This window comes from Streptomyces sp. NPDC014733 (genome assembly GCF_043083385.1).
Taxonomy (GTDB): domain Bacteria; phylum Actinomycetota; class Actinomycetes; order Streptomycetales; family Streptomycetaceae; genus Streptomyces.
Genome location: NZ_JBIBYO010000002.1, coordinates 1 through 20,137 on the forward strand (window position 1 = coordinate 1; position 20,137 = coordinate 20,137).

Annotated in this window: 13 protein-coding genes, 1 tRNA gene and 1 rRNA gene; 13 read left to right on the forward strand and 2 right to left on the reverse strand. The window is 71.6% G+C overall.

Annotated features, from left to right (window positions below; genetic code table 11):
- Positions 1–154: 154 nt before the first annotated feature.
- From rrf to ACF1BH_RS05000, 3 genes are all read left to right on the forward strand, one after another.
- A 5S ribosomal RNA gene (gene rrf / locus ACF1BH_RS04990) occupies positions 155–271 on the forward strand.
- Between the two features lie 127 nt (positions 272–398).
- A complete protein-coding gene (locus ACF1BH_RS04995) occupies positions 399–1,076 on the forward strand; it encodes a DegT/DnrJ/EryC1/StrS family aminotransferase (RefSeq protein ID WP_391641021.1) in 678 nt (225 codons plus the stop codon).
- A gap of 82 nt (positions 1,077–1,158) precedes the next feature.
- A tRNA-Thr gene (locus tag ACF1BH_RS05000) sits at positions 1,159–1,231 on the forward strand.
- 108 nt (positions 1,232–1,339) lie between these two features.
- Here the strand turns inward: ACF1BH_RS05000 and ACF1BH_RS05005 are convergent.
- Positions 1,340–3,988, reverse strand: coding sequence for a SpoIIE family protein phosphatase (locus tag ACF1BH_RS05005; RefSeq protein WP_391641022.1), 2,649 nt, complete (start codon positions 3,986–3,988; stop codon positions 1,340–1,342).
- A 286-nt stretch (positions 3,989–4,274) separates the two neighbouring features.
- Here ACF1BH_RS05005 and ACF1BH_RS05010 point away from each other — a divergent pair, with 286 nt between their 5' ends.
- The 10 genes from ACF1BH_RS05010 (at position 4,275) to ACF1BH_RS05055 (ending at position 19,133) form a co-directional block, all read left to right on the forward strand.
- Positions 4,275–9,776, forward strand: a complete 5,502-nt coding sequence (locus tag ACF1BH_RS05010; protein WP_391641023.1) for a HAMP domain-containing protein — start codon at positions 4,275–4,277, stop codon at positions 9,774–9,776.
- A gap of 284 nt (positions 9,777–10,060) precedes the next feature.
- Complete coding sequence (locus tag ACF1BH_RS05015) at positions 10,061–10,714, forward strand: two-component system response regulator (protein ID WP_143942621.1); 654 nt, start codon at positions 10,061–10,063, stop codon at positions 10,712–10,714.
- Between the two features lie 137 nt (positions 10,715–10,851).
- A complete protein-coding gene (locus tag ACF1BH_RS05020) occupies positions 10,852–13,608 on the forward strand; it encodes a DNA translocase FtsK (RefSeq protein WP_391641024.1) in 2,757 nt (918 codons plus the stop codon).
- Between the two features lie 237 nt (positions 13,609–13,845).
- A complete protein-coding gene (locus tag ACF1BH_RS05025; RefSeq protein WP_391641025.1) occupies positions 13,846–14,655 on the forward strand; it encodes a helix-turn-helix domain-containing protein in 810 nt (269 codons plus the stop codon).
- A gap of 106 nt (positions 14,656–14,761) precedes the next feature.
- Positions 14,762–16,228 carry a 30S ribosomal protein S12 methylthiotransferase RimO gene (rimO, locus tag ACF1BH_RS05030; protein ID WP_391641026.1) on the forward strand — a complete coding sequence of 489 codons (1,467 nt, stop codon included), beginning with the start codon at positions 14,762–14,764 and terminating at the stop codon, positions 16,226–16,228.
- Entirely contained in the window at positions 16,225–16,863 is a 639-nt protein-coding gene (gene pgsA / locus ACF1BH_RS05035; RefSeq protein ID WP_391641027.1) for a CDP-diacylglycerol--glycerol-3-phosphate 3-phosphatidyltransferase, read from the forward strand. The genes rimO and pgsA overlap by 4 nt, the downstream gene beginning before the upstream one ends.
- Positions 16,860–17,387 carry a CinA family protein gene (locus ACF1BH_RS05040; protein WP_391641028.1) on the forward strand — a complete coding sequence of 176 codons (528 nt, stop codon included), beginning with the start codon at positions 16,860–16,862 and terminating at the stop codon, positions 17,385–17,387. The genes pgsA and ACF1BH_RS05040 overlap by 4 nt, the downstream gene beginning before the upstream one ends.
- A gap of 94 nt (positions 17,388–17,481) precedes the next feature.
- Positions 17,482–17,865 carry a helix-turn-helix transcriptional regulator gene (locus ACF1BH_RS05045; protein WP_345086987.1) on the forward strand — a complete coding sequence of 128 codons (384 nt, stop codon included), beginning with the start codon at positions 17,482–17,484 and terminating at the stop codon, positions 17,863–17,865.
- 243 nt (positions 17,866–18,108) lie between these two features.
- Positions 18,109–18,579, forward strand: coding sequence for a Dps family protein (locus tag ACF1BH_RS05050; protein ID WP_391641029.1), 471 nt, complete (start codon positions 18,109–18,111; stop codon positions 18,577–18,579).
- A gap of 290 nt (positions 18,580–18,869) precedes the next feature.
- The gene (locus tag ACF1BH_RS05055) at positions 18,870–19,133 is read left to right on the forward strand and encodes a hypothetical protein (RefSeq protein WP_391641030.1); all 264 of its coding nucleotides are present in this window, start codon (positions 18,870–18,872) and stop codon (positions 19,131–19,133) included.
- A gap of 167 nt (positions 19,134–19,300) precedes the next feature.
- Here the strand turns inward: ACF1BH_RS05055 and ACF1BH_RS05060 are convergent, their stop codons facing one another.
- Positions 19,301–20,101: an Fpg/Nei family DNA glycosylase gene (locus tag ACF1BH_RS05060; protein ID WP_391641031.1), complete on the reverse strand. Its 801-nt coding sequence runs from the start codon at positions 20,099–20,101 to the stop codon at positions 19,301–19,303.
- Between the last annotated feature and the right edge of the window lie 36 nt (positions 20,102–20,137).

The window sequence follows — 20,137 nt, forward strand, 5'->3', positions numbered from 1 at the left end:
GGTTGATAGGCCAGATATGGAAGCCGGGTAACCGGTGGAGTTGACTGGTACTAATAGGCCGAGGGCTTGTCCTCAGTTGCTCGCGTCCACTGTGTAGGTTCTGAAGTAACGAACACGCCCCTCTGCGGGGTGCGGTGGTTCAACTTCATAGTGTTTCGGTGGTCATTGCGTTAGGGAAACGCCCGGTTACATTCCGAACCCGGAAGCTAAGCCTTTCAGCGCCGATGGTACTGCAGAGGGGACTCTGTGGGAGAGTAGGACGCCGCCGAACAATTTTTCAGCTCCGGTCTCCGGGAACCAGTGAATGGTTTCCGGAGACCGGAGCTTTTTTGCGTTCGGCCACAGGTGGCCGTGTGTGCGTAACGCCGTGTTCACCTGGCGTCGCCAGGATCCGCAGCATGGGGACTGTGGAGACGCTCAAGTCGGCCGGGGTGCGTGCCGGTGACGAGGTCGTGGTGCCGGCGTACGGCAACGCCGAAGTGGCCGAAGCGGTGGTGGAGTTGGGGGCGCTGCCTGTCTTCGCCGACGTCGACGGAGAGAGCTACTGCCTCGATCCCGCCGCGGTGTCCGACGTGGTGACGCACCGTACTGCCGCTGTCGTCGCCATACACCGCTTCGGGCGACGGGCCGACGACGGCTGGATACGGGAACTGGGGCAGCGGCACGGGCTGTTGGTGCTGGTCGTGGACGAGCCAGGAGCGGCGTCCGAAGGGGCCGAGCGACGTCGGGCGCTCGCGGCGTACCTCGACGGACGGCTCAAGGGCGTGGTGACGCCGGAGCCTGCCGCGGGGCACACCTATGAGCAGTACGTGGTGCGGGTCCCCGGCAACGGCCGTCCGGACCGGGACGCGTTCGCCCGGGCGTTGCGGGCCAAGGGCGTCGGCTGCCGGATACCCGTACAGGCGCCCGTGTACCGGATGCCGGGGCTGCGGCGGGACGTGTTCCTGCCGCAGACCGAGCGGGCCGTGGACGAGACGCTGGCGTTGCCACTGCGGGCAGGAATGGAACGGCGGGAGGTGCAGCGGATGGTGGGTGCCTGCAATGCGCTCGGGGGATTGCTGCAGCCCGCGATGTGAGGGGCGCCGGTCGGTTCGCGGCAGCGTCCGTGTGCGATTCGGAGCTTCGGCGCAGGTCATGTATGATCTATTCCGCTGGCTCGCCCCAATAGCTCAGTCGGCAGAGCGTCTCCATGGTAAGGAGAAGGTCTACGGTTCGATTCCGTATTGGGGCTCAGAAAGAAAAGGCCCCCGCCGAGATGGCGGGGGCCTTTTGCATGGGCGGACAGGAGAGGCGGTTCTTTCCCGCCCGGCGGTCACCGGGCGGGAAAGAAGCTGTCGTTCTACTGCTGTGCGGTGGGGATTTCGGGGACGCGCATCGCGAGGATCGCCATGTCGTCCGAGGCCGGTTCCGCGGCGAAGCGCTCCACGGCGCGCAGGACCCGGGCGGCGACCGCGCCCGCCGTCAGGCCCGTACACGTCGTCAGGACCTCGGTGAGACCGTCGTCGCCGAGCATGCGGGTGCCCTCGCGGCGCTCGGTGACGCCGTCGGTGACGCAGAGGAGGACATCGCCCGGGTCGAGGGTGACGGTCTGTTCGTACAGCTCCAGGTCGTCCATGACGCCGAGGAGGGGCTGGGGTTCGGCGGCCGGTTCGACCGAGCCGTCCTGGCGGAGGCGGAGCGGCAGCGGGTGGCCGGCGCAGACGACCTTCAGCAGGGCACTGCCGTCCTCCTGCGGCCACAGTTCGCCGTAGAGCAGGGTGAGGAAGCGGCTGCGGGCGCCCTCGTCGAGGATCGCGGCGTTGAGACGCTCCAGGACGGCGGGGCCGCCGAAGCCCTCGCGGGCCAGGAGGCGCAGCGCGTGCCGGGCCAGGCCCGTGACGGCGGCGGCCTCGGGGCCGGTGCCGCAGACGTCGCCGATGGCGAAGCCGTACGCGCCGTCGCGGATCGGGAAGAGGTCGTAGAAGTCGCCGCCGACCTCGTTGCCCTCGCCGGCGGCGCGGTAGATGACCTCGACCTCGACGTTGGGGACGTCCGGCAGCTCCGGGGGGAGGAGGCTGCGCTGGAGGGACTGGCTGATGGCGGTGCGCTCGGAGTACAGGCGGGCGTTGTCGAGGGCGAGCGCGGCGCGGCGGGAGAGGTCTTCGGCCAGCTCCAGGATCTCCTGGCGGAAGTGCTCCTCGGTGGGCTTGCCCAGGGTGAGCATGCCGATGACGCGGTTGCGGGCCACCAGCGGCAGGACGACGGTCTCGCCGCCGACTGCGGAGGCGGTGGCGAGGGAGGCGCCCGGGCCCGTGGAGGGCCGCGCGGAATCGCCGAGGCCCAGGCTGCGCAGGGAGGTGCGCAGGGCCGCATCGTGCGCGGCGTCGGTGGGGGCGGTCCACACCCGGGCGCCCGGGGTGGGCACCGGCTCGGGCGGATCGACCTTCATCAGCAGGGTCTTGAGGCCGTCGATGCGGTCCTCGTCCTCGTGCAGGACGTACGACAGCTCGGGCTCGGACGCCTGGTCGGCGACGGTGTAGACGGCGCACCAGGTGGCGAGGGTCGGGACCGTCATCTGGGCCATCAGCGCCAGCGTCTGGTCGCGGTCGAGGGTGCCGGCGAGCAGGTCGGACGCCTCGACGAGGAAGGAGAGGGAGCCGCGGCGGAGCTTCTCCAGCTCGGTCAGGCGGGCCCGTTCGACGGCGAGGGCGATGCGGTCGGCGGCGAACTGCAGGTGCAGCGCCTCTTCGTTGGTGTAGCGGCCGGCGCTCTCCGCGGCGACGCCGAGCGAGCCGGTGAGGCGGCCCTCGACCTTCAGCGGGACGGTGACGACGGAGCGCATGCCCGTGCCGTTGAGGAGGGGGACGGCGCCGGGGACGGCGGTGAGGTCTTCGTGGACGGACGGCATCCGGGCGGAGCCGTAGCGGCCCGAGCCGGTCTCGACGGGGACGCGGGCGAAGCGCTGGCGGGCGGAGGGCAGGCCGGTGGAGGCGCGGACCTCCAGCTCCGTCTCGTCGTCGGTGGCGAGCAGCAGATAGGCGGCGTCGCCGTCGAGCATGTCGCGGGCCCGTTCGACGGTGCGCTGGAGCAGGCCGTCGAGGTCGTCGGGGGCGGGGGAGCCGATGAAGACCTCGAACGGGTCGGACGGGCGGCCGTCGGCCCGGGCGGTCTGCGAGGCGGCGTCCGGGGCGGGGGTGCGCGTCGGGCTCTGCAGGACGGCGCGTTCGTGGTCGCGGACGAGGAGGCAGACGGTGGACGCCTCACCGTCGGCGTCGCGGACCCGCAGATGGGAGGCGTAGACGGGCAGGACGCGGCCGTCGGCGCCGCGGACGCCGTAGGAGCCCTCCCAGCGGGAGAGGCGCAGGGCCTCGGCGATGCCGGTGCCGGTGCCGGGGGTGTGCGGCCAGGCGGCGATGTCGGTGAGGGGTTTGCCGACGACCTGCTCGGCGTCGTAGCCGAAGAGGCCGGTGGCGTCGTCGTTCCAGGCGCTGATGGAGCCGCCGCGGTCGATCTGGACGACGGCGACGCGGACGCGGTGGTCGGCGACCGGCAGTGCGTCGACGGGCAGCGCGGGGCCGGCGGCGCGGGTGCCGGCCGGGCGCTCGGGCAGGTCGAGGCGGAACCAGACGTACTTGCGGTCGGGGGAGTACTCGACGCCCCAGCGGGCGGCGAGCGCGCCGCACAGGAGCAGTCCGCGGCCGCCCTCGCGGTCGGGGTGGACCAGGACGCGGCCGGTGTTCTGGAGCGGGATCTCGCGCTCGGGGTAGCGGTCGGCGACGGAGATGCGGACGCCGCTCTCCTCGCGCAGGCACAGGACGTCGGCGGCGGTGCCGGCGTGCACGACGGCGTTGGTGACCAGTTCACTGGTAAGGACGACGGCGTCGTCGACGATGTCGCCGTATCCCCAGCCCTGGAGGGTGTCGCGGACGAACGCGCGGGCCTGGGCGACCGAGCGTCCGACCGGCTCGAAGGTGGCGGCGGCCCGCGCGGTGATCACTGGTCTCCTCATGCGTGTGTCGGTGATCTGGTCCCCCATACCTGCGGCGCCCCTCCGATTACCTGTCGTGCGTGTGCCACCGTCTCGGGCGGGAAGCCGTGCGGGTGGACAGCCCGGTGCCAGGTTACTTACCTTCGCCGCGGCTGCGGATGCCGGTCACGGGTGATTCCGCCCCGATCGCGCCCAGGGACGGTATGCGATGCTGCCGAACTGTTATGGCCTGGTTGGGCCATGGTGAAACACTGGGCAGGCATCAGGAGAAAGCCCGGGAACGGTCGACCCTTGCGGGAGGGACACGGTGGAGTCTGGCGCAGCGGCGCGGGGCGCAAGCACGCGCGCGAAAGGCGGACGAGCCCGGAACGGCGGGACGACCGAGGTGGACACGGCGGCCCTGAACCGGCTGCTGGTCGCCCTGGCCGCCATGCGGGACGGCAACTTCCGCAAGCGGCTCACGGTCTCCGGCGACGGGGTCATGGCCGAGATCGCGGCGGTGTTCAACGAGGCCGCGGACCGCAATCTGCATCTGACGGGTGAGCTGGCCCGGGTGCGCAGGGTCGTCGGACGTGAGGGAAAGCTCACGGAGCGGCTGGAGGTCGGCGCCTGCGAGGGGTCCTGGGCGGCGGCGATCGACGCGTCCAACGCGCTCGTCGACGATCTCGTACGACCCGTCTCCGAGGTGGGCCGGGTGCTGTCGGCGGTGTCCGAGGGTGACCTGGAACAGCGGATGGATCTGCGTTCGCGCAGCTCGGACAGTTCCTCGGAGCATCCGCTGCGCGGGGAGTTCCTGAAGGTCGGGCGGACGGTCAACGGGCTGGTCGACCAGTTGTCGGCGTTCACCGACGAGGTGACGCGGGTGGCCAGTGAGGTCGGCACCGAGGGCAAGCTCGGAGGCCAGGCGCGGGTGCGCGGGATGTCGGGCTCCTGGAAGGACCTCACCGAGTCCGTCAACACGATGGCCGCGCGGCTGACCGCGCAGGTGCGTGACATTGCTCTCGTCACCACGGCGGTGGCCAAGGGCGACCTCTCGCGGAAGGTCACCGTCCACGTCGAGGGGGAGATGCTGGAGCTGAAGAACACCGTCAACACGATGGTGGACCAGCTCTCCTCGTTCGCCTCCGAGGTGACGCGCGTCGCGCGCGAGGTCGGCACCGAGGGCGAGCTGGGCGGCCAGGCGCGGGTGCCCGGCGTCGCCGGCGTGTGGAAGGACCTCACCGACTCCGTCAACCTGATGGCGGGCAACCTCACGGCGCAGGTGCGGGGGATCGCGCAGGTCACCACGGCGGTCGCCAACGGCGATCTGTCGCAGCGGGTCACGGTCAGCGCGCGCGGTGAGGTGGCGCAGCTCGCCGACACGATGAACACCATGACGGAGACGCTGCGGACCTTCGCGGACGAAGTGACGCGGGTGGCGAACGAGGTCGGGGCCGAGGGCCAGCTCGGCGGGCAGGCACAGGTGCCGGGCGCCGCCGGCACCTGGAAGGACCTGACGGACTCGGTCAACACGGCGTTCCGCAACCTCACCGCGCAGGTGCGGGACATCGCGCAGGTGACGACGGCGGTGGCCAACGGCGATCTGTCGCAGACGGTCACGGTCGACGTCGCCGGGGAGATGCTGGAGTTGAAGAACACCGTCAACACGATGGTGGGGCAGCTCTCCGCGTTCGGCGCGGAAGTCACGCGGGTGGCGCGGGAGATCGGTGTCGAGGGTGAGCTGGGCGGCCAGGCGGCGGTGCCGGGCGCGGCGGGCACCTGGAAGGACCTCACCGACTCGGTGAACACCGCGTTCCGCAACCTCACGGGACAGGTCCGCAACATCGCGCAGGTGACGACCGCCGTCGCCAACGGTGACCTCTCGCAGAAGGTGACCGTCGACGTCTCCGGCGAGATGCTCCAGCTGAAGAACACCGTGAACACCATGGTGGACCAGCTGTCGTCCTTCGCCGACCAGGTCACGCGGATGGCCCGGGACGTGGGTACGGAGGGCCGGCTGGGCGGTCAGGCGCGGGTCGACGGCGTCAGCGGCACCTGGAAGGAGCTGACCGACTCCGTCAACTTCATGGCGGGGAACCTCACCTCGCAGGTGCGGCAGATCGCGCAGGTGACGACGGCGGTGGCGCGCGGTGACCTGTCGCAGAAGATCGATGTGGACGCGCGCGGCGAGATCCTGGAGCTGAAGAACACCATCAACACGATGGTCGACCAGCTCTCCGCCTTCGCCGAGCAGGTCACCCGCGTCGCCCGGGAGGTCGGGACCGACGGGCGGCTCGGCGGTCAGGCGCAGGTGCCGGGCGTCGCCGGGGTGTGGCGGGATCTGACGGACTCGGTGAACGGCATGGCCGGCAACCTCACGGCGCAGGTCCGCAACATCGCGCAGGTCGCGACGGCGGTCGCCCGCGGTGACCTGTCGCAGAAGATCGACGCGGATGCCCGGGGCGAGATCCTGGAGCTGAAGAACACGCTGAACACGATGGTCGACCAGCTGTCGTCGTTCGCGGACCAGGTGACCCGGGTGGCCCGGGAGGTCGGCACCGAGGGCATCCTCGGCGGTCAGGCCGAGGTGCAGGGCGTCAGCGGTACGTGGAAGGACCTCACCCAGTCCGTCAACGGCATGGCGAACAACCTGACCTCGCAGGTGCGCAACATCGCCGAGGTGACGACGGCGGTGGCCGACGGCGATCTGTCGAAGAAGATCACCGTCGACGCCAAGGGCGAGATCCTCGAACTGGTCACCACCGTCAACACGATGGTCGATCAGCTCTCGTCCTTCGCCGAGCAGGTCACCCGCGTCGCCCGTGAGGTGGGCACCGAGGGACAGCTCGGCGGGCAGGCGCGGGTGCCGGGCGCGACCGGTATCTGGCTGGACCTCACCGACAACGTCAACCTGATGGCCAACAACCTGACGATCCAGGTGCGGAACATCTCGCAGGTCGCGGCGGCGGTCGCCAACGGTGATCTGACGAAGAAGGTCACGGTCGAGGCGCGCGGTGAGGTCGCGCAGCTCGCCGACACCGTCAACACCATGGTCACCACCCTCTCGTCGTTCGCCGACGAGGTGACCCGGGTGGCGCGTGAGGTGGGCACCGACGGCATCCTGGGCGGCCAGGCACGTGTGCCCGGTGTCGCGGGGACGTGGAAGGACCTCACGGAGTCGGTGAACTCCATGGCCAACAACCTCACCGGCCAGGTCCGCAACATCGCGATGGTCACCACCGCGGTCGCCAAGGGTGACCTGACGAAGAAGATCGACGTGGACGCGCGGGGCGAGATCCTGGCGCTGAAGACCACCATCAACACCATGGTCGACCAGCTGTCGTCCTTCGCCGAGCAGGTCACCAGGGTGGCCCGGGAGGTGGGGACGGAGGGCCAGCTGGGCGGCCAGGCGCAGGTGCGGGGCGTGGCCGGCACCTGGAAGGACCTGACCGAGTCGGTGAACGAGATGGCGGGCAACCTCACCCGTCAGGTGCGGGCCATCGCCGCGGTCGCCGCGGCGGTCACCCTCGGCGACCACAACGTCCGTATCGACGTCGACGCGGCGGGCGAGATCCTGGAGCTCCAGGACAACGTCAACACCATGATCTCCACGCTCCGCGAGACCACGCTCGCCAACGAGGAGCAGGACTGGCTCAAGGGCAACCTCGCCCGGATCTCCGGTCTGATGCAGGGCCGCCGGGACCTCAAGGACGTCGCCACGCTCATCATGAGCGAGCTGTCGCCCGCGGTCTCCGCCCAGCACGGCGCGTTCTTCCTCGCCGCCCGGCCCGACGGCCAGGAGCTGGGCGCCGACGGCGGTGAGCGCGGCGCGTACGAGCTGCGGCTGATGGGGTCGTACGGCTATGCCATGGGGGCGATGCCGACGACGTTCAAGCCGGGCGAGACGCTGATCGGGACGGCCGCCGAGGAGGGCCGCACGATCCTGGTGGAGAACGTGCCCTCCGGCTATCTGAAGATCGCGTCCGGGCTGGGGGAGGCGCCGCCGGCGAACGTGATCGTGCTGCCGGTGCTCTTCGAGGACAAGGTGCTGGGCGTGATCGAGCTGGCGTCGTTCCAGCCGTTCACCCAGATCCAGAAGGACTTCCTCAGCCAGATCGCCGAGATGATTGCGACAAGTGTCAACACCATCTCGGTCAACACCAAGACGGAGGTGCTGCTCCAGCAGTCGCAGGAGCTGACCGAGCAGCTGAAGGAGCGTTCCGCCGAGCTGGAAAGCCGGCAGAAGGCGCTGGAGCTGTCCAACTCCGAGCTGGAGGAGAAGGCCGAGCAGCTGCGGGCGCAGAACCGCGACATCGAGGTGAAGAACACCGAGATCGAGGAGGCGCGGCAGGTCCTGGAGGAGCGCGCCGAACAGCTCGCGGTCTCGATGCGCTACAAGTCGGAGTTCCTGGCGAACATGTCGCACGAACTGCGGACGCCGCTCAACTCCCTGTTGATTCTCGCCAAGTTGCTGGCCGACAACGCCGAGGGGAACCTCTCCCCGAAGCAGGTGGAGTTCGCCGAGACGATCCACGGGGCGGGCAGCGATCTGCTCCAGCTGATCAACGACATCCTCGATCTGTCCAAGGTCGAGGCGGGCAAGATGGACGTCTCGCCGACGCGGATCGCGCTGGTCCAGCTGGTCGACTACGTCGAGGCGACGTTCCGTCCGCTGACCGCGGAGAAGGGCCTGGAGTTCGCCGTCCGGGTCTCGCCCGATCTGCCGTCCACCCTGCACACCGACGAGCAGCGGCTGCTGCAGGTGCTGCGCAACCTGCTGTCGAACGCGGTGAAGTTCACCGACAGCGGCAACGTCGAACTGGTCATCCGGCCGGCCGGGTCGGACGTCCCGGTGGCCATCCGCGAGCAGCTCCTGGAGCACGGTTCGCTGCGTGACCCGGACGCCGAGATGATCGCCTTCTCGGTGACCGACACCGGTATCGGCATCGCGTCCAGCAAGATGCGTGTGATCTTCGAGGCGTTCAAGCAGGCGGACGGCACGACCAGCCGGAAGTACGGCGGTACGGGCCTGGGCCTGTCGATCAGCCGGGAGATCGCGCGGCTGCTGGGCGGCGAGATCCACGCCGCGAGCGAGCCGGGCCGCGGCTCGACGTTCACGCTGTACCTGCCGCAGAACCCGGGCGGGCTGCCGCCGCAGGGCTACCCGGCGCTGGTGGCCGGGGGCCTGGCGATGGACGCCGAGGCGCGCGAGACGGAGGTCGGGCGGCAGGCGGCCGAGGAGGCGGCGCGGGTGGCCGAGGAGCAGGCGTCGGTGGGCGCGCTGAGCCGCCGGCGCCGGCGCGGGCTGACCGGTGGCGCGCGCCGGGCGGCGCTGCCCGCCCCGCAGCGGTCCGAGAGCGTCGCGCCCGAGCCGCCGGCACCGGTGTGGCAGGCGGAGGAGCAGTGGCTCGGCAACGGCCAGGACCTGGTGGAACCGGCCGCGAGCGGCGGCTTCCACGGGGAGAAGGTGCTCATCGTCGACGACGACATCCGGAACGTCTTCGCGCTGACCAGTGTCCTGGAGCAGCACGGTCTGTCGGTGCTCTACGCGGAGAACGGCCGGGAGGGCATCGAGGTCCTGGAACAGCACGACGACGTCGTCCTGGTGCTGATGGACATCATGATGCCGGAGATGGACGGCTACGCCACGACGGCGGCGATCCGGAGGATGCCGCAGTTCGCGGGGTTGCCGATCATCGCGCTGACCGCCAAGGCGATGAAGGGCGACCGGGAGAAGAGCATCGAGTCCGGTGCTTCGGACTACGTCACCAAGCCGGTCGACACCGACCATCTGTTGTCGGTCATGGAGCAATGGATGCGCGCGAGGTGACGGAGCGTCCAGTATGGAAGCGGAAGAGGATCACCGGATGCTGAGGCACGGTGGCCGCGGACGTGGCGCGACGCACGGCGGGGGAACCTTCCGGCCCCCTCCGGCGTTTCCGCTACGTACACGGTGACATCGCGGTGACAGGGTGTGGCGACGAGCGGGGTGCAGCTACGATGACCGGCACAAGGACGGGCGGCATGACGGAGTCGCCCCTTGGGGCGGCGTCCGGTTCTTCCCCAAGTCCTTCGGACAGGGGAGGCCCCATGCCGGGGCGAGGAGGTCGGGCCATGGTGCAGAAGGCCAAGATCCTCCTGGTCGATGACCGGCCGGAGAATCTGCTGGCGCTGGAGGCGATCCTCTCCGCGCTCGATCAGACGCTGGTGCGGGCATCGTCCGGGGAGGAAGCGCTCAAGGCGCTGCTCACGGATGATTTCGCGGTGATCCTGCTCGATGTGCAGATGCCGGGGATGGACGGTTTCGAGACCGCGGCGCACATCAAGCGCCGTGAGCGCACCCGTGACATCCCGATCATCTTCCTGACGGCGATCAACCACGGCCCGCACCACACCTTCCGGGGCTATGCCGCCGGCGCGGTGGACTACATCTCCAAGCCGTTCGACCCCTGGGTGCTGCGCGCGAAGGTCTCGGTCTTCGTCGAGCTGTACATGAAGAACTGCCAACTGCGGGAGCAGGCGTCGCTGTTGCGGCTCCAGCTGGAGGGCGGCCGGGTCGACGAGGCGAAGGAGTCGGCCGGGCTGCTCGCGGAGCTGTCGGCGCGGCTCGCGGCGGTCGAGGAGCAGGCGGAGGCGCTGTCCAAGCAGCTGGACGAGTCGGCGGACGCGGCGGCGGTGGCGACCGCCGCCCATCTGGAGCGGAAGCTGACCGGGCTGCGGCGGGCGCTGGATGCGCTGGAGCCGGGGGCGGGCGGCGCCGCGGGCTGACCGCCGGGCCGCCGCCGTTCGGCTGACGGCCGCTCACGCACCGTGGGGGACACCCGTCCTGACATTCCGGTACGACACGTTCGGGTGAAGCGCCGTGCGCTCGTGTCTGCTCCGGCGGCGCCTGTAATCTCGTCACCATGGCCTCACGTACGTCCGGCAAGGGAACCCCACGCACGGCGGGCCCCTCGAAGCAGCGCGCCGGAGCGTCCGGGGGCGCCGCCAAGAAGACCGCCCCGAAGAAGGCGGCGGCACGCAAGCCGCCGGCGAAGAAGACCGCCGCGAAGACGCCGCCCCGCAAGGCGCCCGCCAAGCGGGCCCCGGCGAAGAAGGCGCCGCCGAAACCGGCACCGTCCCCGACCGGTGGCATCGTCCGTCTGCTGCGCGGCTGCGGCCGGGCGTGCGGTGTGGTGTTCCGCGGTATGGGCCGCGGCGCGAAGAACCTCGACCCGGCGCACCGCAAGGACGGCCTCGGGCTGCTGCTGCTGGGGATCGCCCTGGTCGTCGCGGCGGGTACCTGGTCCAACCTCAGCGGCCCGGTCGGTGATCTCGTCGAACTGCTGGTGACCGGCGCGTTCGGGCGGCTCGACCTGGTCGCGCCGATCCTGCTGGCCGGGATCGCCATCCGGCTGATCCGCCACCCCGAGCAGCCGGAGGCCAACGGCCGGATCGTGATCGGGCTCTCCGCGCTGGTCATCGGCGTCCTCGGGCAGGTCGCCATCGCCTGCGGGTCGCCGGGGCGGGACGACGCCGTGGGGGTGCGGGACGCCGGCGGCTATGTCGGCTGGGCGGTCTCCAAGCCACTGATCTTCACCCTCGGGCAGATGCTGGCGGTGGCGCTGCTGGTGCTGCTGACGGTGTTCGGCCTGCTGGTCGTCACGGCCACCCCGGTCAACGCCATCCCGCAGCGGCTGCGGGCGCTCGGCGCCCGGCTCGGTGTGCTGGAGGCCGAGCCGGAGGCGGAGTGGGCGGACTGGGCCGACGGCGAGGAGGAGTGGGAGGAGCGCCCGGCGCGCCGCTCCCGCCGGTCCGTCGCCGCGGAGGCGGGCGACCCGGACGCGCTGGAGGCGGAGGCGCTGGCCGAGCGGCGGCAACCGCGCAAGGAACGCAAGGAACCGGCGCCGCCCGCCGTGGCACGGCCCAAGGACGCCGTGGACGTCGCGGCGGAGGCCGCGGCGGCGCTGGACGGCGCGGTGTTGCACGGCGTCCAGCCCTCCCCGATCGTCGCCGGTCTCAGCAGCGGCGTCTCCGGCGAGCGCCGGGGCGGCGGCGAGGGGAGCGCCCCGTCCGGTGCGGTGCCCCCGGCCCGCGCCGCGCAGCCGCCGGCGGACGGTCCGCCGTCGGTGCCGGACTTCACCAAGACGCCGAAGGAGCCGGACGGCGCGCTGCCCGCCCGCGCGGAGCAGCTCCAGCTCGCGGGCGGCGCCTCCTACTCGCTGCCCGCGCTGGACCTGCTCTCCCGGGGCGGCCCGGGCAAGACCCGCAGCGCCGCCAACGACGCGATAGTGGCCGCGCTGACCAACGTCTTCCAGGAGTTCAAGGTCGACGCGGCGGTCACCGGCTTCACCCGCGGTCCGACGGTCACCCGGTACGAGGTCGAGCTGGGCCCGGCGGTCAAGGTCGAGAAGATCACCGCGCTGGCGAAGAACATCGCGTACGCGGTGGCCAGCCCGGATGTGCGGATCATCAGTCCCATCCCCGGCAAGTCCGCGGTCGGCATCGAGATCCCCAACACCGACCGCGAGATGGTCAACCTCGGCGATGTGCTGCGGCTGGCCGACGCGGCGGGCGACGAGCATCCGATGCTCGTGGCGCTCGGCAAGGACGTCGAGGGCGGCTACGTCATGGCCAACATGGCGAAGATGCCGCACATCCTCGTCGCCGGTGCCACCGGTTCCGGTAAGTCCTCGTGCATCAACTGTCTGATCACCTCGGTGATGGTCCGGGCCACGCCGGAGGACGTGCGGATGGTGCTGGTCGACCCCAAGCGCGTCGAGCTGACCGCGTACGAGGGCATCCCGCACCTGATCACGCCGATCATCACCAACCCGAAGCGGGCGGCCGAGGCGCTGCAGTGGGTCGTGCGCGAGATGGATCTGCGCTACGACGACCTCGCGGCGTACGGCTACCGCCACATCGACGACTTCAACGAGGCGGTCCGCAACGGCAAGGTCAAGCCGCCCGAGGGCAGCGGGCGCGAGCTGGCGCCCTATCCGTATCTGCTGGTCATCGTGGACGAGCTGGCGGACCTGATGATGGTCGCGCCGCGGGACGTCGAGGACGCGATCGTCCGTATCACGCAGCTGGCGCGGGCGGCCGGTATCCACCTGGTGCTCGCCACCCAGCGGCCGTCGGTCGACGTCGTCACGGGTCTGATCAAGGCGAACGTCCCCTCCCGGCTCGCCTTCGCGACGTCCTCGCTCGCCGACAGCCGGGTCATCCTCGACCAGCCGGGCGCGGAGAAGCTGATCGGCAAGGGCGACGGCCTCTTCCTGCCGATGGGTGCCAACAAACCGGTCCGGATGCAGGGCGCGTTCGTCACCGAGGCCGAGGTGGCCGCGGTGGTGCAGCACTGCAAGGATCAGATGGCGCCGGTCTTCCGTGACGACGTGACGGTCGGCGGCAAGCAGAAGAAGGAGATCGACGAGGACATCGGCGACGATCTCGACCTGCTGTGCCAGGCCGCGGAGCTGGTGGTCTCGACGCAGTTCGGCTCCACCTCCATGCTCCAGCGCAAGCTGCGGGTGGGCTTCGCCAAGGCGGGCCGGCTGATGGACCTGATGGAGTCGCGGAACATCGTCGGGCCGAGCGAGGGTTCCAAGGCCCGCGACGTCCTGGTGAAGCCGGACGAGCTGGACGGAGTGCTCGGAGTGATCCGGGGGGAGGCTTCCGGGTAGAAAAAACCCGGGCATTCACCCGTACGAGTCATGCGTGCGGGCGCCAAAGCAACCGTTTCTCCTGCCGATACGTCAAGTTGAGGGAGGTGAGGGAACGATGCTTCACCAGCGGAGCCGGAGGCGTCGCCGCCGGCGTACCGATGGCGTACGGACTCCGTCCGCCCGCTTGCCCGTCCCTTTCGGTCCACCCCTAGACTGAACGTCCAGCAGGTGGCTACACGCTCGAAAGGCGCCCCCGTGTCCATCGGCAACTCCCCAACTGACGACCGGCCTTCCGTCGGTCGAGCCATCCAGCAGGCCCGTATCGCGGCGCGGCTGACCGTCGAAGAGGTCAGTGCGTCGACACGGGTGCGTATCCCCCTTGTCCACGCGATCGAACAGGACGACTTCTCCCGCTGCGGCGGCGACGTCTACGCCCGGGGCCACCTGCGTACGCTCGCCCGCGCCGTCCATCTCGATCCCGGTCCGCTGATCGAGCAGTTCGACGCCGAGCACGGTGGCCGGCCCGAGCCGACGCCCGCTGCGCCGCTCTTCGAGGCCGAGCGGATCCGGCCCGAGCGGCGCCGCCCCAACTGGACGGCCGCGATGGTCGCCGCGATCGTCGCGGTGGTCGGCTTCGTCGGCTTCACGCTGTTCAGCGACGGCGGGCAGGGCGGCGGGATCTCGGTCGCCGGAGGCGACACCAACCCCGAGAAGAAGCCCGCCCCGCACCCGCACACCACGCCTGCCAAGCACCCCCGAGCCGACCCGGAGCCCTCCGACAGCGCCATCGCCGGGCTGCCGAAGGACAAGGTGACGATCAAGGTCATCGGCCGCGACGGCCAGAGCTGGATCTCCGCGAAGGACGCCAACGGCAAGCTGCTGGCGGACGGTCTGCTGCGGGAGGGCGAGTCCAAGACCTTCACCGACAAGGAACGCATCGACCTCGTCCTCGGCAACGCCGGAGCCGTGCAGCTGTACGTCAACGGCAAGGAGGTCAAGGAGGTCGGCGACCAGGGCTCCGTGGAGCGGCTGAGCTACACCCCGGGCGACCCGCAGGCCGGCTGAGCAGGCCGGGCATCCTCCGCCGCCGTGCGCTTCCCGGACACCGGAAAGCGCACGGCGGCGGACCTGCGCGCGAGGGGTACGTCCGGGACGAAGTAGGCTGAGCCCCATGCCCGAACGCCGTACCGTCGCCCTTGTCACTCTTGGCTGCGCCCGTAACGAGGTGGACTCGGAGGAGCTCGCAGGCCGCCTGGCAGCGGACGGCTGGGACCTCGTCGAGGACGCCGCCGATGCCGATGTCGCCGTCGTCAACACCTGCGGCTTCGTCGAAGCCGCCAAGAAGGACTCCGTCGACGCCCTGCTGGAAGCCAACGATCTGAAGGATCACGGCCGCACCCAGGCCGTCGTCGCCGTCGGCTGCATGGCCGAGCGCTACGGCAAGGAGCTGGCCTCGGCGCTGCCCGAGGCCGACGGTGTGCTCGGCTTCGACGACTACACCGACATCTCCGACCGCCTCCAGACCATCCTCAGCGGCGGCAACGTCGAGGCGCACGCCCCGCGCGACCGCCGGGCGCTGCTGCCGATCAGCCCCGCCGAGCGGCAGACCGCCGAAGCGGTCGCGCTGCCCGGCCACGCGCAGGACACCCCGCCCGAGGACCTGCCGGAGGGCGTGGCGCCGGCCTCCGGGCCGCGGGCGCCGCTGCGCCGCAGACTCGGCAGCAGTCCGGTGGCGTCGGTCAAGCTCGCCTCCGGGTGCGACCGGCGCTGCTCGTTCTGCGCCATCCCCTCGTTCCGCGGTTCGTTCATCTCGCGGCGCCCCTCGGACGTCCTCGGCGAGACCCGCTGGCTGGCGGAGCAGGGCGTCAAGGAGATCATGCTGGTCTCCGAGAACAACACCTCCTACGGCAAGGACCTCGGCGACATCCGCCTGCTGGAGACGCTGCTGCCGGAGCTGGCCGCCGTCGACGGCATCGAGCGGATCCGGGTCAGCTACCTCCAGCCCGCCGAGATGCGGCCCGGGCTGATCGACGTCCTCACCTCCACCGACAAGGTGGCGCCCTACTTCGACCTCTCCTTCCAGCACGCGGCGCCCGGGGTGCTGCGCCGGATGCGGCGCTTCGGCGACACCGACCGCTTCCTGGAGCTGCTGGAGCAGATCCGCGCCAAGGCGCCCGAGGCCGGCGCCCGCTCCAACTTCATCGTCGGCTTCCCCGGCGAGAGCGAGGACGACGTCGCCGAGCTGGAGCGCTTCCTCACCGGCGCGCGGCTCGACGCGATCGGCGTCTTCGGCTACTCCGACGAGGACGGCACCGAGGCCGCCTCGTACGCGGACAAGACCGATCCGGACGTCGTCGCCGAGCGGCTGGCGCGGATGTCGCGGCTGGCCGAGGAGCTGACCGCGCAGCGTGCCGAGGAGCGCATCGGCGACACCGTCCGGGTGCTGGTCGACCGGATCGACGAGGAGGAGGGCGTGGTGGGCCGGGGCGCCCACCAGGCGCCCGAGACCGACGGCGTCACGCTGCTGCGGGGCGCGGACGACCTGACGCCCGGCCGGATGGTCGAGGCGAAGGTCGTCGCGAGCGAGGGCGTGGACCTGATCGCCGAGGTGTGCACCTCCGAGGGGGCGGGCAGATGACGCCGCTGCCGGCTTCCGCCACCGGCGGGCCGCGCCCGGCGGCGGTCCGGCAGGCCGGGCTGTGGAACATCGCCAACGTCCTGACGATGCTGCGACTGGTCCTGGTGCCGGCCTTCGTACTGCTGCTGATGCACGGCGACGGCCGGGACCCGGTGTGGCGCTCGTTCGCCTGGGCCGCGTTCGCCGTCGCCATGATCACCGATGTCTTCGACGGACACCTGGCCCGCTCGTACAACCTCGTCACCGACTTCGGGAAGATCGCCGACCCGATCGCCGACAAGGCGATCATGGGCGCGGCGCTGATCTGTCTGTCGCTGCTGGGCGATCTGCCGTGGTGGGTGACGGGCGTGATCCTCTTCCGGGAGCTGGGTGTCACGCTGCTGCGGTTCTGGGTGATCAAGCACGGCGTGATTCCGGCCAGTCGTGGCGGCAAGATCAAGACATTGGCACAGGGCACCGCGGTCGGGATGTACGTCCTGGTCCTCACCGGTCCGCTGGCCACGTTCCGCTGGTGGGTGATGGCGGTCGCCGTCGCGCTGACCGTCGCGACCGGCCTCGACTACGTGCGTCAGGCCGTCACGCTGCGCCGGGCCGGACTGGCCCGCGAGCGCGCCGAGCGGGACGCCGTACGGTGACCGGGCCGGCGGCGCGGGCGCTGGAGCTGCTCGCCGCGCGGGGTGAGACCCTCGCGGCGGCCGAGTCGCTCACCGGCGGCCTGGTCGCCGCCGGGCTGACCGCCGTGCCCGGGGCCTCGCGGGTGGTGCGCGGTGCGGTGACCGCGTACGCCACCGATGTCAAGCGTTCCGTCCTGGGCGTCGACGGCGCGCTGCTCGCCGCGCGGGGCGCGGTGGACGGCGAGGTCGCGCGGCAGATGGCGTGCGGGGTGCGGCGGCTGCTGGACGCCGACTGGGGCGTCGCCACCACCGGGGTGGCCGGCCCGGACCCGCAGGACGGACAGCCGGTGGGCACCGTCTACGTCGCGGTCTGCGGCCCCGGTCGGGCGACCGCGGTGCGGCGGCTGGCCCTGGAGGGTGACCGCGAGGGGATCCGCGCGGGCAGCGTCGCGGCCGTGATCGGGCTGCTGCTCGGCGAACTGGCAGAAAATACGGGGGCACAGGATACGGAACAACACGGGGGGAAGGGATGTTTACAGCCCTGAGTGAACACGTACCGGCGCCCGGCACGGCTACGGCCGGAGGCGGTACGGTGGGGCGAGAAGGATCCGGATCCGAGGTCCGAGGAGGGAGCCAGCGATGATTCTGCTTCGTCGCCTGCTGGGTGACGTGCTGCGCCGACAGCGTCAGCGCCAAGGCCGCACCCTGCGCGAGGTCTCTTCCTCCGCCCGGGTGTCGCTCGGCTATTTGTCCGAGGTCGAACGAGGACAGAAGGAAGCGTCGTCCGAACTGCTCTCGTCGATCTGTGACGCGCTGGATGTGCGCATGTCCGAGCTGATGCGTGAGGTCAGCGACGAGCTGGCGCTCGCCGAACTGGCCCAGTCCGCGGCCGCGACCGACCCGGTGCCCGCACCGGTGCGGCCCACGTTCAACGCCGTGTCCGTCGCCTCCCTGACGGGTGTGGCGGAGGACCGCGTGACGATCAAGTCGCCCGCCGATGTGGTGGCCGGCGTCGCCGCCTGACGCACTGCACAGACCATCCGCGGAGCCCCGCCCGGTGATCACCGGGCGGGGCTCCGTGCCGTTCGGGCCCGGAGACGACCGGTGGCATCCGCACGCATCCTTGGGCCGAGCGGGTCCGGTGCCCCGTGCCACCGCTCGACTGCTCGCTGCCGACCGATCGTTTATACGATGACCGGACCCGTACATTCCCGAACGTTTCGGGCCTCTGGTGCCGGGGCGTTCGTCCCCTGGAGGAGGAGCTGGATGTCTGTGGTCACGAGCCCGCTGTCCGACGCCGACCGTGCCGTCGTGGGGAAGGCCCTGCAGGGCGCCCTGGTCGATCTGGTGGATCTCTCCCTCATCGCCAAGCAGGTGCACTGGAACGTCGTCGGTCCGCGGTTCCGCTCCGTCCATCTCCAGCTCGACGAGGTGGTCGCCTCCGCGCGGTTGCACGCGGACGAGGTCGCCGAGCGGGCGTCCGCGGTGGGGGTGCCGCCGGACGGCCGGGCGGCGACGGTCGCCAGGACCACCGGTATCGCGGAGATCGCGGACGGCTGGATCAAGGTCGAGGACGGGGTCACGGCGCTGGTCACCGCATTGGGGGTGGTCATCGGGCGGATGCGGGAGCGGATCGACGCGACCGGGACGCCCGACCCCGTCACCCAGGACCTGCTGATCGGCCTCACCGCCGACCTGGAGAAACACCACTGGATGTTCCAGGCCGAGGCCCACTGACGGCCGCCGGACGCCCGCCGCGCGTTGGCGCCACCGGCGCGGCCGTCCGGAGGCGTGCGCGGGGCCCCGGGCGGCGGGCGGGCGCGGCGCACGCATGCGCCGGGGGAGCGCCGATGCGCCCTGCCACACCGTCACCGGGCGCCACTAGCGTCGTACGGGGCAGCGGTGGAGCCCGGACGGCGGCCCGGCCGGAGGAGGCGGCGATGAGCGGACACGGAGCAGCCAGGCGCGCACCGGCCGGCCGGAGGGGCGGCCGGCCGGGACCGCGGGCCGGTTCCCGGGGGCGGGTCGTGATCGCGGTGCTGGCCGGGGCGGTGTGGTGGTGGGCGGTGGCCCGGCTGGTGTGGTGGCCGGCCGGCGCGGGACCGGTCGAATCGGCGGTGGCCGCGGGCGGCTGGGGGCTGAGCCTGCTGCCGGTGCACTGCGTGCCGTGGGCGGGACGGCGCCGGCGGCGGGGCGCAGGTGGCCGGGGCCGGGGGATCCTGCCGCCCGGCGGGTGGCGGGCCGTGGGGGAGGACGTGGTGCGGGGGGTGTTCCGGGGGGAGCGGGGCTGAGGCCCGGGGTGCGGTGCGGGAGCCCGGGTCCGGGCGGGGCGCGTGGGGCCGCGGGTGGGGGGTGGGGACGGTGGCCGGGTGCGGGCAGCCGGGTGCGGGCCGGGCGGCGAGCCGGGTGCGGGCGTTCGGGCGGGCCGGGGGGACGGTGCGGGCCGCGGGCGTGTCCGTCAGGGGGCAGGGGCGGGGCCCGGCTGGCAGCGGGGGCACCAGTAGGTGACGCGGGCGCCGGGGGCGGGACCGGGCGCGGTGTGGCGTACGGGGGTGCCGCAGCGGAGGCAGGGGCGGTCGGCCCGGTCGTAGACCCAGAGGCGGCGGTCGGGGCGGGAGCCGGGGACGGTGCGGCGGGCGGGGCGGTCCTTGTTGGCGTCCAGGAGTTTCCTGGCGAGGGCCGGTGCGCGGGCGGGGTCGGGGAGCTGTCCGATCGGCAGCCAGGGGGAGGCGCCGAGGAGGAAGCACAGCTCGCATCTGTAGACGTTGCCGAGCCCGGCGAGACGGCGCTGGTCGAGCAGGGCTTCGCCGAGCGGGTGGTCCGGGGCGGTGAGCAGGCGGCGCAGCGCCTCATCGGGGTCCCAGTCCGGACCCAGCGGATCGGGGCCCAGGTGCCCCACGACGCGGTGCTCGTCGGCGGTCCGCACCAGCTCCAGTACGGGCAGCCGGAAGCCGACGACGGTGTGGTGCGCCGTGCCGAGCACCGCCCGGATCTGGTGCGCGGGGCCGCCGCGCCACCGCTCCCCGGCCGCGTGGATCCGCCAGGCACCGTCCATCCGCAGATGCGTGTGGAGGGTCAGACCGCCCTCGACGCGGAGGAGCAGATGCTTGCCGCGCGACACCACCTCCTGGACCGTCCGGCCCGACAGATCGGCCGTCGCGAGCCGCGGCACGCGCAGCTCGCACCGGACCAGCACCTCTCCGGCCAGCGCCTCGTGCAACTGCCGGGCGAGCCGCCAGACCGTGTCACCTTCGGGCATGGGTCCATGATGCTCGCGGCGAGGCGCGTACGGGCT

Excerpts from the sequence above, each read along its gene's own strand:
- ACF1BH_RS05045 (WP_345086987.1), top strand. The coding sequence starts at position 17,482 with ATGATTCTGCTTCGTCGCCTGCTGGGTGACGTGCTGCGCCGACAGCGT.
- ACF1BH_RS05060 (WP_391641031.1), bottom strand. The coding sequence starts at position 20,101 with ATGCCCGAAGGTGACACGGTCTGGCGGCTCGCCCGGCAGTTGCACGAG.
- ACF1BH_RS05015 (WP_143942621.1), top strand. The coding sequence starts at position 10,061 with ATGGTGCAGAAGGCCAAGATCCTCCTGGTCGATGACCGGCCGGAGAAT.
- ACF1BH_RS04995 (WP_391641021.1), top strand. The coding sequence starts at position 399 with ATGGGGACTGTGGAGACGCTCAAGTCGGCCGGGGTGCGTGCCGGTGAC.
- ACF1BH_RS05050 (WP_391641029.1), top strand. The coding sequence starts at position 18,109 with ATGTCTGTGGTCACGAGCCCGCTGTCCGACGCCGACCGTGCCGTCGTG.
- ACF1BH_RS05005 (WP_391641022.1), bottom strand. The coding sequence starts at position 3,988 with ATGAGGAGACCAGTGATCACCGCGCGGGCCGCCGCCACCTTCGAGCCG.
- pgsA (WP_391641027.1), top strand. The coding sequence starts at position 16,225 with ATGACGCCGCTGCCGGCTTCCGCCACCGGCGGGCCGCGCCCGGCGGCG.
- ACF1BH_RS05020 (WP_391641024.1), top strand. The coding sequence starts at position 10,852 with ATGGCCTCACGTACGTCCGGCAAGGGAACCCCACGCACGGCGGGCCCC.
- rimO (WP_391641026.1), top strand. The coding sequence starts at position 14,762 with ATGCCCGAACGCCGTACCGTCGCCCTTGTCACTCTTGGCTGCGCCCGT.